The 13537-nt window shown below is 68.4% G+C and carries 6 protein-coding genes and 2 tRNA genes; 1 reads left to right on the top strand and 7 read right to left on the bottom strand.

The window, feature by feature from the left end:
- Positions 1-87 precede the first annotated feature (87 nt).
- From ASD16_RS20705 to ASD16_RS20725, 5 genes are all read right to left on the bottom strand, one after another.
- Complete coding sequence (locus tag ASD16_RS20705; RefSeq protein WP_055922441.1) at positions 88-744, bottom strand: hypothetical protein; 657 nt, start codon at positions 742-744, stop codon at positions 88-90.
- Positions 745-826: 82 nt separating this feature from the next.
- The gene (tig, locus tag ASD16_RS20710) at positions 827-2233 is read right to left on the bottom strand and encodes a trigger factor (protein WP_055922444.1); all 1407 of its coding nucleotides are present in this window, start codon (positions 2231-2233) and stop codon (positions 827-829) included.
- Between the two features lie 195 nt (positions 2234-2428).
- A complete protein-coding gene (locus tag ASD16_RS20715) occupies positions 2429-3721 on the bottom strand; it encodes a glycosyltransferase (RefSeq protein WP_055922447.1) in 1293 nt (430 codons plus the stop codon).
- A gap of 75 nt (positions 3722-3796) precedes the next feature.
- Entirely contained in the window at positions 3797-4759 is a 963-nt protein-coding gene (locus ASD16_RS20720) for a DUF389 domain-containing protein (RefSeq protein ID WP_055922450.1), read from the bottom strand.
- Between the two features lie 63 nt (positions 4760-4822).
- A tRNA-Pro gene (locus ASD16_RS20725) sits at positions 4823-4896 on the bottom strand.
- Positions 4897-5003: 107 nt separating this feature from the next.
- Here ASD16_RS20725 and ASD16_RS20730 point away from each other — a divergent pair.
- Positions 5004-5074 (top strand) — tRNA-Gly (locus tag ASD16_RS20730).
- Between the two features lie 1276 nt (positions 5075-6350).
- Here ASD16_RS20730 and ASD16_RS20745 read toward each other — a convergent pair.
- Positions 6351-12185, bottom strand: a complete 5835-nt coding sequence (locus tag ASD16_RS20745) for a PA14 domain-containing protein (RefSeq protein WP_369818002.1) — start codon at positions 12183-12185, stop codon at positions 6351-6353.
- Complete coding sequence (locus ASD16_RS22330; protein WP_235523468.1) at positions 12136-13032, bottom strand: hypothetical protein; 897 nt, start codon at positions 13030-13032, stop codon at positions 12136-12138. The genes ASD16_RS20745 and ASD16_RS22330 overlap by 50 nt, the downstream gene beginning before the upstream one ends.
- Between the last annotated feature and the right edge of the window lie 505 nt (positions 13033-13537).

The following is a 13537-nucleotide window of genomic DNA, read 5'->3' on the forward strand; positions in this document are numbered from 1 at the left end:
CCTAACGCGGACCCCCACCCGCCCATGTCCCGCCACCGAGCGTTTTCGCTGACGGCAGAGCAGGGCGGTCGGCCGGTGTCGTCCCCGTCAGCGCACGAGCCCGGGGCACCCGCACGGCACACGCCGGCACGCACGGGACCCCACGGCGTCGTGGTCGTCGCGCAGGTGCGGGCACAGCGCGCACCCCACGCTCCGGAAGTAGTTCCACCACGGGGGTCGGCCACGCAGCAACCACGTCGCGACGGCGGCGACCAGGGGGACGAGTCCCAGGACCGCGAGGACCCGGGTGCCCATGACCTGGCCCGCATCGGCGACGACCTGCAGGTCGCGGACCGCGATCGCCCGTCGTGGGTCCTGCGGCAGGTAGGCGATCTCCAGGGGCTCCCCGTAACCGGACTCCGCGGTCGCCGGGTAGCGGCCCGCGTCGTCCGGGACGTGCTGCGGGTCCGGTCCGATCAGGAGCGTCGTCACCTCGGCGCCGTCCGCGACGAACCCGACCTCGACGTCGATGCGCGGATCGAAGTCCGAACGCCCCGCGGACGGGCGGCGGATGAGCTCGGCCCGGTCGACGACCTGGCGCTGGCCGTCCGCGACGAGCCGCACGGCGAGCTGCTGGTCCGCCACCTCCCCCGGCACCGCGGCGAACAGACCCACGGCCAGGAACACGCCCGCCGCCACGACCCCGACCGCGAGGCCCCGCACGTTCCGCAGGACGCGCGCGCGCCGCTGCATCGGCGATGCCATCGCTCTCCTCAGGGTGTCGTGGGACGGCGGACGCAGGAGGGCCCCGCACCGGTCGTCTCGGTGCGGGGCCCTGCCGGACTGCTCAGGCCTTGGTGTCCTCGGCCGTCTCGACCTCGTCGTCGTACACGTCGAACGCGGCGATGTCGGTCGCCGCGTCCGTCGCGGTGGCGGAGGTGGCGGCTGCCTCCTCGGCGTCCTCGGCGTCGGAGCCGATGAACTCGGACAGGTCCACGGCCTGGCCGGAGCCGTCGGTGACGGCGACGCGACGCAGCGCGACGGCGAGCGCCTTGGAGCGCGCGACCTCGGCGACCATCGTCGGGATCTGGCCCTGCTGGTCGATGGTCTGGATGAACGTGTTCGGGTCCATGCCGTACTGGCGCGACGCGTTCACCAGGTAGTCGAGCAGCTCGTTCTGGCTGACCTTGATCTCGAGCTGCTCGGCGAGCGTGTCGAGGAGGATCTGGTTGCGCAGCGCCGTGGTGGCCTGCTCCCCGACCTCGGCACGGTGCTCGTCGTCCTCGAGCCGGCCCTCGCCCTCGAGGTGACGGTGCACCTCGGTCTCGACGACGCCCGCCGGGACGGGAATCTCGGTCGCGGCGAGCAGCTGCTCGAGCAGCAGGTCGCGGGCCTGCACGGCCTGGTTCGACGCCTTGATGCTGGAGGCCTGCGTGCGCAGGTCCGCCGTCAGCTCCTCGAGCGTGTCGAACTCGCTGGCCAGCTGCGCGAAGTCGTCGTCGGCGTCGGGGAGCTGGCGCTCCTTGACGGTCGTGGCGGTCACGTTGACCTGGGCCGTCTCACCGGCGTGGTCGCCGCCCGCGAGTGCCGTCTCGAACGTCGTCGACTCGCCCGCCGAGAGGCCCGTGAGCGCCTCGTCGAGACCCTCGAGCATGTTGCCGGAGCCGATCTGGTAGCTGACGCCGGAGACGTTGTCGACCTGCTCGTCGCCGATGGTGGCGGTCAGGTCGATGACGACGAAGTCGCCCTCGGCGGCCGGGCGGTCGACGCCGACCAGCGTGCCGAAGCGCTCGCGCAGGGCGTCGAGACGGGCGGCGACGTCCTCGTCGGACACCTCGACGTCGTCGACCGTGACGGCGATGCCGTCGAGCGCCGGCACGGTGATCTCGGGGCGGACCTCGACCTCGGCGGTGAAGTGCAGCTCACCCTCCTCGCCAGCGGGAGCAGCGGTGAGGCCGGGGACCTTGGTGACCTCGACCTCGGGCTGACCCAGGGGGCGCAGCTTGTTCTCGCGGACGGCCTCGGCGTAGAAGCCGGACAGGCCCTCGTTGATCGCGTGCTCGAGGACGGCGGGGCGACCGACGCGCTGGTCGATGATGCGCGGCGGCACCTTGCCCTTGCGGAAGCCGGGGACGACGACGTCCTGGGCGATGTGCTCGTACGCGTGATCGATGCTCGGCTTGAGCTCGTCGTACGTCACCTCGACGGTCAGCTTGACCTTGGTGGGCTCCAGGGTCTCGACGGCGCTCTTCACTTCGATGGTCTCCAACTGATCGGGGCGGGCGCCGGCGACTCCGGCGATCTCCGTTGGTTCAGGGCCGCACGCCGTCGCCCGCATCCCGGTGAGGGGACCGACGACCGCACGCTGGCGACCCTCGACCTTACGCCACGGGAAGCGGCGGTCCCAAGCCAGCAGGCTGTGGGACCGACGACGTCCTCTCGGGCACCGTCACCGGCCGCTGCCCGCGACCTCCGTGACGACCGAGACGGTCCGCGCGATGCCGTCGTACTCCGCGTACTCCTGGGCCAGCACCGCGGCCCGGCGGGCGAACGACGGGTTGTCCAGCACCCGGCTGACACCGTCGCGGACGGCCTGCGACGTCGTGCCGTCCGTGACCTTGTCGGTGGGCAGCGCCAGCCCGACGCCGGACCAGACCACGCGTGCACCGACCTCGGCCTTGTCCTCGGTCCGACCGGCGACGACGACGGGCACGCCCGCGGCGAGCGCCTGCTGCACCCCACCGAAGCCGCCGTTGGTGACCAGGACGTCGACGAGCGGCAGGAGGCGGTCGAACGGCACGAACGGTGCTGCGCGCACGTTCGCGGGGTACGAGTCGAGCGCGTCGGTGGTCGCGACGACCAGGACGTCCTCGTCGGCGAGACCCTCGATCGCCGGCCAGAGCAGCCGCTCGGGGTCGGTCGCGACGGTGCCCTGCGTCACCACGACGACGGGCACACCCGTCGCCCGCGCCTCCAGGACGTCGTCCCACCAGGCCGGCGGCTCGAAGCGGTCGATGCCGGCCGGCAGGTACGGGCCGACGAGCTCGACGTGCTCAGGCAGGTCGCTGCGCGGGTACTCGAACGACGGGACCGACGTGTGCAGCACGCGGGTGACCTCGGTCTGGGCCCAGTCGAGGAAGAAGCCGTCCGGGACAGGCTGGCCCGCGTCGGCGACGATCCGCTCGGCGGCCTTCTGCACGTCCCGGAACACGACCTTCCGGGTGAACCAGTCGAGGACGGAGTACCGCAGGCCGTCGAGACCGGTCCGCGGCGGCTGCAGGCCCATGCCGAACGGGGCCGTGTCCTTGCTCGAGATGGCCAGCGGCGAGACCGAGAACAGCACCGACGGCAGGTCGTGCCGGCGCGCGGCGATCGCCCCGGCCATGAACCCGTTGTCCATGACGATCACGTCGGGACGCTCGGCGGCGACGAGGCTGTCGATGTCGGCCAGGAACCCGGGGACGGTGGCGACGAAGTGGTGGAGCACGTCCCACTGCACCCGCTTGATGCCCGGGGCGGGCGCGCCGTGCTCCAGCGACCAGGCGTCGAGGTCGGCGTCGTCCAGGTCGCGGCCCTGCACGATCGGTGCGTGCTTGGCGCCGGTCGCGGTGATGGCGTGCGCGAACTTGTGACCCGTGTAGACGACGACGTCGTGGCCCTCATCGACGAGGGCGCGGGCCAGCGGGAGCGCGGGCCGCACGTGGCCGGTGACGGGCGTGAGGGCGAACAGGATCCTGCTCATGGGGTTCTCCGAGAGGTGACGGGGGCATTCCCCGACGAAGACCCTGGGCGATTCGCCCTGATACATACCCCCGCGTCAGCTCCTGCGCAGGATCTTCTCCCGCAGGCGCTCGCGCCGTTCCGCGAACCGGTTCCACACCGTCTTCTGGAACACCAGCGTCAGCCAGCCCGCGATGGCCATGCCCACGATGTTGAGCCCCAGCTGCAGCACGCTGCCGCGGACCTCGTCCAGCTGGCCGAACGCCAGGCCGAGCGCGACGTTGCCCGCCGCGGGCACCGTCGTCACCGAGATGAAGACCCCCGCAAGCCCTCCGACCCGCGCGGAGGTGAGCGACAGGACCCCCGCCGCGCCCGCGATGACCGCCACGATGAACGACCACTTGTCCGGGGTGTAGATGAACGCCGTGTCGGGACGGGGTGCGGTGACCTGCTCGACCGTCACCCACTCCAGCTGCTTGGCCGCGAGCGCGGCCACGCACGTGAAGAGGATCGCGATGACGAACCCGACCACGAGCGTCCAGAGCGCGATCCGGAACAGGTGGAACCGGCGACGGACCAGCGCGATGCCGAGGGCGGCGATCGGCACGAACTCCGGCCCGAGGACCATCGCGCCGATGACCAGGATCTGCGAGTCGAGCACGATGGCGATCGCGGCGATCAGCGTCGCGAAGCACATGAAGCTCAGGTAGGTCCAGTTCAGCTCCGACTCGGCGTACGCCCGCCTCGTGACGTCGATCCAGACGACGGCGTCGGCGCTGCTGCCCGGCGCGAGCTGCTCGGCGTCGAACCCCGGCCGCGACACCCACGTGTCCACCGGCTCGATCTTCAGCGTGCCCTCGCGCTGCACGCCGAGCTCCAGCAGCTCGTCGAGGACGTCGTTGGCGGCCTCCCGCGCGATGTCGGCCAGCACGACGTCGCCCACGGGCCGCCGCGACGCACCGTCGAAGACCGCCAGGCTGCTCACCGCGGGTGCTCGTTCGAGCACGTCGACGACGCCGCTCGTGAGGTCCGCCGGGACCGAGATACGCAGGTGCAGCACGGGGTCAGTGTGTCGCCGTCAGGCGGGCCGCGGTGGGAGCCGCTCCGCGGTCGTCGAACTCTGTCGGGATGGCGGGATTCGAACCCACGACCTTCCGCTCCCAAAGCGGACGCGCTACCAACCTGCGCCACATCCCGGCGCACCCCACCAGGCCCGGGGGCCGAGACAGGTGCGCGTTGCGCCCTCACGCACCCGGTACCCTGGGTGCCGCGGTCCAGGCTGTGCATGCAGCAGCCGGACCTGTGCGGACGTAGCTCAATGGTAGAGCCCCAGTCTTCCAAACTGGCGGTGCGGGTTCGATTCCCGTCGTCCGCTCGCATCTTGCCAGGTCACGGGGCACTATCCGGCTGCTTGGCGTCCGTCGCCCGTCCGACCCGGTGTGCCCCAAAATGCCCTCGCATCGAGAGTTTCAGTTCCTGTTCAGTTCCCATCCCGAAGAACTGGCTATGTAGAGACCTCCGGCCCGCGCATGTGGAGCCCGACCCCGCGGCCCGGAACCTCGGGCAACACTCGGGGCCGGGTGCCGGCTTACGAAGCGGCGCAGGTCGAGCAGGATCGCATGCAGACGTCCCGCGGCAGTGTGCTCCATCGACATGATCGGACCCTGGCCGCACTCGGCCAGGAGGCTGGTGACGACGGGTTCAGCCACGTTCGGATCCTGACAGAACGGGCACGTCAGCCGCTCGGTCCAGCGACCCGCTTCCTGTAGAGAGGCAGCATCACGCGCTTCGCATGATGCTGGGGCGTTACTCCCGGTCTTCGCGGTCACCGCATAGGAGGCGGAAGAAGTTCCTCGCAGAGTCTTCGCTATGCGCGCGGGCTCCCATGACGCCACGGCCGCCCATCCGTCGCACCACGGCCACATGCGCCTAGATCGTGACGAAATTACTTCTCGTCCACGGTTAGTTTCCAGCCCGCGAACTTGAACGCGTTGACGACGTTCGCCACAACCCGCTCTCTAGGGCGTTCCTCAGTGTCGGGGATGCGGCCCGCAAACAGCGTCACGTCGACACCGCGTGCCAGAGACGCCTCAGAGTCTAGGCGGATCGTTCCGACCGAGTCCGAGTATTCTATTCCCAACGGAAACAGAGGCCGCACTGAATAGCCAGACGACGAAATTACTTTTGTCGTCCATGTCTTTTTGAAAGTCTCGCCCACGGTCATGGCACTGGGCGCACTCCCGGGTTCGCCGCCGCTCGAACAGCGTCGGTGCGCTTCTGTAGCTCGGCTCGATCCATGGGGGGCTCCGTTCCCAGACGGATCACCCTTGCCGACTTCCAGTCCACCTCGTCCAAACTCTCGGCTTGACCGACACACGTCGTGTACCCGGCCCTGGCCTCCGCTTTCAGGCGTCGCCCGAACCGAACGGACGAGACTATGTAGTAGACGCCACCGAGAATCATCAGGATCAGCAATGCCGCAAGTGCCGGAGAGTCTGCGTACCCCGCTCCCCGGATAGCAATCCCGATACCGAAGCCGATAGTGCTGGCCAGGCCGAGGCACGCCCCCACGAACCCGTGCATGCTCAACACCCAGGCGGGCGATCCTTTCACCAGCCTTCTTTGAATGTTCGGATTCCAATCAGTCATTGCTACCCCAGTTTGTTCGACAGCCATCCAAGTCCCGTTCCCGTTCCGCCCAAGATACCCCCGAGTCCGTTGCCCGTCGCGTCGGCGCTGTTTACGCTGGCTCTAGTCAACTTCAACGCTGGTTGCGCCAGCTTCGCCACACCGCCGAAGAATCCCAGTCCGGTCGAGAGAACCCCGATCCCGCACCACACGTCAATCCTTACCGTGCATCCTATGGCAGTCGATGCCAGGCCGGTCCCGATGGAGATGTATCCGAGGACTGCAGCCGCCGGAATCCCCACGCCAGTGATTAGCAGCACAGCAGCAGCGATCCCTGTTAGTGCTGAGACTCCACCCAGGATTGGCCCGAGCCGGCCACCGTGGTACCACCGTTTCGTGGAACCCGCCCACTTTCTCGTTGCCTTCCATCCGTTGCGCCAATTCATAGTGATCTTCTGTCCGGTGAGATCGAATTCGTTGACCGGATCCAGCGCATAGGCGTAGGCGTTGGCACACCCTCCCTCCACGGGGTCCGTTTGCAGGAAGCGCCCGAGGGCGGGGACATAGACGCGCGCGCCCATCTCGACGCTGGCGAGGGCACCGACATGTTCGTAGAGCTTCTGGTGTTGTCCGACCCACGAGTTGTCCGCCGTGCCCGGCAGGTTGTCAGGGACCGAGTCGTCGGCGGTGACTGTGCCGAGGTTCTTGGTCGCGGGGTCGATGGGCTGACCGAATGGGTCATAGATTGTGAGAGCGCCCCGGGTGCCGGTGGGTCCGGCGGTGGTCGTGACGTCGCCGTGGATGTTCGGGTAGGACCAAGTCGCGGTTCCAGTGGTCGGCAGGGACACGACGACGCCACCGGGCAGGGCCAGGGTGCGTTGGACCACGGCCCCTGTCGGGGTCAGGACGAGGTCGGGGCTGTCACCGCCCCCGGTGAAGGCGTACAGGTTGCTCTCGGTCGCACCGCCGGTGGCGGTGCGGGACACGATGCGGTCGGTCGCGTCTCGGGTGTACGTCACCGTGGTGCCATTGGCGGTGGTGGCGGTGTGCCGGTTGGTTTGGTCGAAGGTCAGGCTCTGGTCAGCCAGCTGTGTCGTGTTCCCCCGAGCGTCGTAGGCAAGCGCTCCAGGAGTGGACAGCGCGGTTCCGGTGACCGGGCTGGCGCCGGAGACCGGGTTGGACACCGAGGTCGCAATGAGCCGGTCGGCGTTGTCGTAGCAGTACGACGTGACCGTGGCTGTTCCGTTTGTCGGCTTGTCCGTGAGCTTGGTGCGGTTGCCGTTCTTACCAGCTGCCGGGTTGGTGTTGGCCGAGCAAGTGCCGCCAAGAAGAGCATCGAAGGAGTAGGCCAGTGTGTGGCCGGGGACGGTGGCTTCGGTGAGTCGACCCGCTGTGTCGTAGGTATAGGTGGACTGGGCCAGCGTGGTGGTGGCGTTGGTGAGGGTGTCGGTCAGGATGCGCCCCGACTGCGACCGGCTCACAGTGTCGGCCAGCGTCGTCCCGTCGCTGAACGTCCAAAGTAGCTTCTCTGTACGACCGGCGGGGTCGGGCTTGATGGTCAGAGAAGTGCCGTTGCCGGCGGTGTTGGCGCCGTTGGGGTAGCTCACCCCGGTCATCTCTCCGGTGGTGGTGTCGTAGGCCGGGATGGCGATCGTCTTGCCGCCGGTGGCGATTGTCTTGCCGCCGTCAAGGACTGCCGAGACCCGCGAGGCCGAGTCGTAGGTCAATCCAGCAAAGTAATCCACGCCGAGGACCGTGGTCGTGGTGCTGGCGGGCCGCCCCGCGTTGTCGTACTCAGTGGTCGTGGTCACCCCCGAGACATCTGTGTAGCTGATGACTCGCCCAAGAAGGTCGGTCACCGTGATGATGCTGCCGGCCGGGTCCTGGACGGTGGTGGTCATACCGTCCGGGGAGTACTTGGTCGTCACCGTGCGGGCTTCGGTCCGTGGAGTCTTGGTGTCTGCGGGATAGGCAACCTGGGTGACGCGTCCGCGGTCGTCGTACTTCATGCACGTCCAGGCGAGTTCCCCGGACTTGGTCCCGGCGGTGCGGCCCCAGCGGTCATACACCTGCGTGGTGATAATCCCGGTGGACGAGCCGATGGGCGTCGGGTCGGTGGTGGTCTTGAGCAGTCCGGCCTGGCTCGTGCCGGCCGGGACCTCGCAGGTCGCGGTCCCGAGTCCTTCGGTGTCGCCGTAGAAGGCGTAGGTCGTTCCGGTCGAGCTGGTGGCCGGGTTCGCCGCAGGCAGGAAGCGTCCGATGCGGCGCAGGTATCCCGAAGTGCCGGACTCGTAAGTCGTGGTCGTCGTCAGGTTGAGCGACGTCGGGTCCACGATGGTGGCGGTCGGTGCACCGAGCCACGGGTTGGCGTACAGGGTGCTGGTGGTCGTGGTTGGTGCGCTCCCGCCGGTGTCGTCGGTCGTCGTGCGTGTCGCGAGCCCGTAGTCGGGGGTGAGCGCCGCGCCGGTAACGAGGGCTGATGCGCCGCTGTTCAGGGCCGAGCTGATGGTGAGGTTGGCGCCGCCACCGGTGTTGGCGTAGTCGATGCGAATCCGCGCCGGCACGTCGGTGTCACGTTTGATCGGGTCTGAGGTGGCGTTGCCGATGCTCCACTGGTCCAGCACGAGCACGTCGTCGATCCAGATCCGCACCGCGTCGTCGGCATAGCTCGACAGCACCGTGTCGCCGGCCTTTAGCTTGATGATGCCGGTGGCGCGCATCGACCATGCGGCGGCGCCGGGCACCCCCGTGGCGGGATCGGTGATTCCCCAGTTGCGCGTCAGGTCCCCCGCGCTGCCGGTGGCGCCGAAGCCGAGGCTGAATGCCTTGGGCTGCCCTGCGAGGTTCGCGTTGGCGTAGTAGGCGACATTCAGGCCAACCAGGCCCTCGTCGTAGGCGGTCGAGGTGTGCGCGGGTGTGATCAGGCATCCCGCCATCGGAACCGCGCTCACGGTGAGGTTGAAGCACGAGGCGGGTGCGGGCCCGTAGGTGTCGGTCGGCCGGTCACGGTTGTCGTACCGGGTCGTGGACATGCGCCCGGCGGGGTCGGTGGCGGCCACGAGGAGGTCCTTGTTGCCCAGCCAGGACTGAGTGGCTGCGGTGGTGGCAGCGGGTGTTGCGTCGCTGGTCTGGCGCAGCGATGCGTCGTATTCGACGGTGCGCGCCAGGCCCAGCCCGGTGCGGGTCACGGTCGTGGTAGACGGCACGGTAGCGGGGGTGGCGCTCGGGTAGTAGGCGAATGTGCTGCTCAGGCGTGCCGTGCCTGCAGACCCATTCGCCGGCGGCAGCGTGACGGTGGCGACCTTCTGGTCGCAGGGGTCGATCGCTTGGCAGTAGGCGATGTCGATCGCTGGGCCGGGATCGGTGCCGGTGGGTGGGTGTGCAGCGATCCAGTCGGTGAGGGCTGGTGTCCGCACGGTCGTGATCTTGCCGGTGCCGTCGTAGGCCAGGTCGGTGACCTTGGTACCGGGGTCCACGATCCGCACGAGACGCCCGGAGCCGTCGTACTTCAGGTCGGTGGAGTCCCCGAAGGTTCCGGCGGTGTCGCCGGGGTACACGATCCGGCACAGCATGTTCGCCGGGACCACGCCGAACGGCTTCCCATCAGCAGACCCGGGGGCGTTGCACGCCTTGCCTGGGTCGGTGGTGTCCATACCGCTGGGCAAGGTGTCGCCGGTGTAGAAGAACCGCACGGCCTTGCCGGAGACGGGGTCGGTGATCTTGTCCAGCAGCCCGGTCACGGGCCGGAACGTGGAGACCGGTGTGGCGGGCTTGATGGTGTCGACTGGGGGCATGGCCGAGACGAGGAGCCCGTTGCCGCCGAAGGTGTTGACGGTGCCGTCCTCGTCGGTGAGCTGGACCTGGCCGGTGGTGGACATGGCCAGCGCGCCGTACTCCCCCGACGGCGGGGTATACCCACCGTTGGAGGTCTTGGTGTAGGTGTGCGTCGTTCCGGTGGTGTCAGTCACGACCACGGAGGAGGCTTCGACGGTCGCGGAGATGTACCCGCCGCCGTCGCCGCTGGTCGCCGCCGAAGCGGTCCACCCGGACGGCAGGGCGTCCACGGCGGGGGTCAGCCAGTCGGAGGGGACGACGAACGCCTTGCCGGTGGAGTCCTTGGCCCACAGCTGCATCGTGGCGCCGGCACCGGACTCGAAGAATTCGATCGTGATCGGTGTCGACCCGGTCGCCATCGTCGTCGTGGCCCAGCGCAGGGTCTGGGTCTGGGTGGTCCAGGAGTCGATGACCTTCGTCCCGTTCAACGTGACCCGGGCACCGTCGTCCTGGGTGACACCCAACGTGTAGGGCCCCGACTGCGGCGGTGGGCTGATGAAGCCGGTCCATCGGGCCACGAAGTAGTCGCTCGGCACCGCCGGACCTGGGGAGCCGTAGACCCAGTCGTAGTTGATGTTCGGGTCGATCCGGGTCAGCACCGGCTCACGGCCGGCGAAGTCCCACACCGGGGACTGCCCAGCCAGCGGCGTCGCGTCGTAGTACCGAGCGGTCAGCCCCTTCTGGGCGGCGACCAACGAGTTGTAGCTGAACGTCAACCCCATCGACCCGCCGACCGTGGCCACGGTCGGCGAGGAGAACCGCATCCCGAGGTTGCCGTTGGCCAGGTTCACGGTCACCGGGCCGACCTGCTCCACCGGGGACGGCCCCGACTCCGCCAGCCGGCGGTTGATCTTCAGCTTGTTCACCCACGTCACCGGGGAGGTGCCGTAGTCGTCCTTGGTCAGCACCGTCCAGGTGTAGACCCCACCATCACGCAGGCTGCCCGTCGGGGCGGTCCACACTGGGGTGTCCAACCAGCCCGAGGTCACCACCGTCGCCGTGGTGGCATCCGAACCGGACGCGATCCGGAACATGTACTTGACCGCATCACCATCGGGGTCGGTCACCGCGGCCGCGGTGAAACTCGGGTCCAGGTCCGGGGTGACCGTGCCATCCGTCGGTGTCGCCGACGCCTGGAGCACCGGGGCAAACTTGTCCGTGACGAACGAGAACGTCGACGAGCTGCGGGTCGTGGGGGTGCCCCAGATCCCGTCGTAGGCGTTCGTCACGTCGGCACGCCAGTAGTACCGGGTCCCCTGCTCCAGCTTCGTGGCCGGCACCGTCGCGGAGTTCTGCCCCACCGTGCCCGAGGACCACACAGTCGCACCATCGACGTTCGGGCTCGCGGAGACCTTGAAGTTCCACACCAGCTGACCCGAGGCGGACGGGTCGCTCGAGCCGACCGACAGGGTCGGGGTCAGCGAGGTGCGCGCACCATCGCCCGGGGCCGGGGCCACGATGCCGCCTGCGACCGGGAAGTGCGCGTAGGTGATGTCGAGCCAGGTCGCCATGTTCTTGTACGTGTAGATCCCGGCACGCTCATCACCGGTGATCGTCAGGTACGAACCCGACACCCCATCACGCACGTACTGCGCGATCCGGTTCGCCAACGCGTTGTCACCAAAGTCACCGGACACACCGATCGACCCGTACGACAGGGCCTCCCCCAGCGAGCTGTAGGAAAACGCGGTCGCGTGAAACGCGTTCGCCCCATACGTCGTCGCGGTGCCGTTGAGCACCTCAGCGTGAATGTTCGCATCCAAGATCTGGGAGCCGAAGAACTGCTCATACCGGTACCGCACGACCGTGCGCCACACCGTGTCCCCCGCAGCACGGGCGTTGCCGATCTTCACGTAGTCGTTGACCGCCACCACACCGTCGGACCGGTAGGCGTGCGTGTCCTCGTTCGAGACCGACACGGTCGGGTCCACCATCACCGGGAACACCCGGTCCGGGTCAGAGAGCCACGCCGCATCAGGTGTGACCGTCAACGTCCACCCCTCCGCAGCCGGAGCCAGGGTCATCGGGGCGTTCACCGAAGCCGGCTCCTTGACGCCCTCCACCCCGGAAGAGTCGAACAGCGTTGCCGGCGGGATCACCATCACCACGTGCCCATCGCCGGCGAGCAGCTCGATCGCGCCGTCGCGACCCATCCGGGGCTCGAACCCCCGTGCCCGTCAGACGCCACACGTAGCTCTGCGCCGTGCGTGGCGCCTTGGCCAGGACCAGCGCCTCCTTGACCGACCCGGACGAGACCTCATAGCGCAGGTCCACACCCGGGAACACGTCGTCGTAGGTGACCACATCCCCGTCCCGCTCAATCGGGGCCGCGTCTGCACCATCGAGACCGAAGCTGACCTGGGCGCCCTCAGTGGACACGGTCAGCACCGACGCGGCATCCGCACTCGGCGCGAACTCAGGGTGCAGCGGGTGCACGGCCGCAGCGCCACCACCGTCGCCCGTGGCGGTCACGTCCGTGGAGATGGGCTTCCACACTCCCGGCGCCGTCTCCACATTCAGCGGACCACTGGACATCCGCGCCGTCAACGTCCCATCGGCATTCCGATACGTCTGCCGGTTCGCCTCACGAGAGATGACCTTGGAGGTCTTCTCGTTGAACCCGGACGACACCATCCAACGCCGGGACGACGTCACCGGCTGCGCCGAGACCACAGGCGTCGGCTCGTCGAACTCACCCGCCGGCACCGTCCCCACGGCCGGCTGCGCTGCCGAGGAGACCAACGGAGGAACATCACGCGCATCGATCGCTGCAACTGCCGCAGGGGCGGCCGCTGGTTCCGCGGCCACCGCCGGAGCAACGGGCAGCGGGCTGACCACGATCGCGACAGCCGTCGCCGCAGCGACCAGCACGGAGCCAAGGCGCAATCCATGGCGCGACGACAAAACCGCCATAATCGGCGTCCCCCTGCGATTCTTTCCGCAACCCGTGCAGCTGCGAGCGGAGGAACGGTACATGGGGCCAGTCACAAATCATGCTTCGGACAATTCATACACGGTCTACAAAAGCGGCATAACGCGCGCGAAATCTGTACCTAAACCGACGAAACGACCTTCACATTCGAGCCTTGCCTGTCACGACCAACGCTGACTCTCGGCGCGGCACAGTCCTGGCGACTGATCGGCGACGCGCTGCGCGACCCATCGCTCGTGCTGGGTCGACTTGGAGCAGCGCCTGCCGGGCAGGAACCAACGACGGCACTCGCAGGGATCGTGGTCGTCGCGATCGGTTCCGAATCAGTTCCTACTAGCGATGTACCGGGGTCATCACCCCAGTTCAACGCGTTGCAGCGTGCAGTCTTCCAAACTGGCGGTGCGGGTTCGATTCCCGTCGTCCGCTCGCATCTTGCCAGGTCAC

This window comes from Cellulomonas sp. Root485 (genome assembly GCF_001426705.1).
Lineage (GTDB): Bacteria > Actinomycetota > Actinomycetes > Actinomycetales > Cellulomonadaceae > Cellulomonas.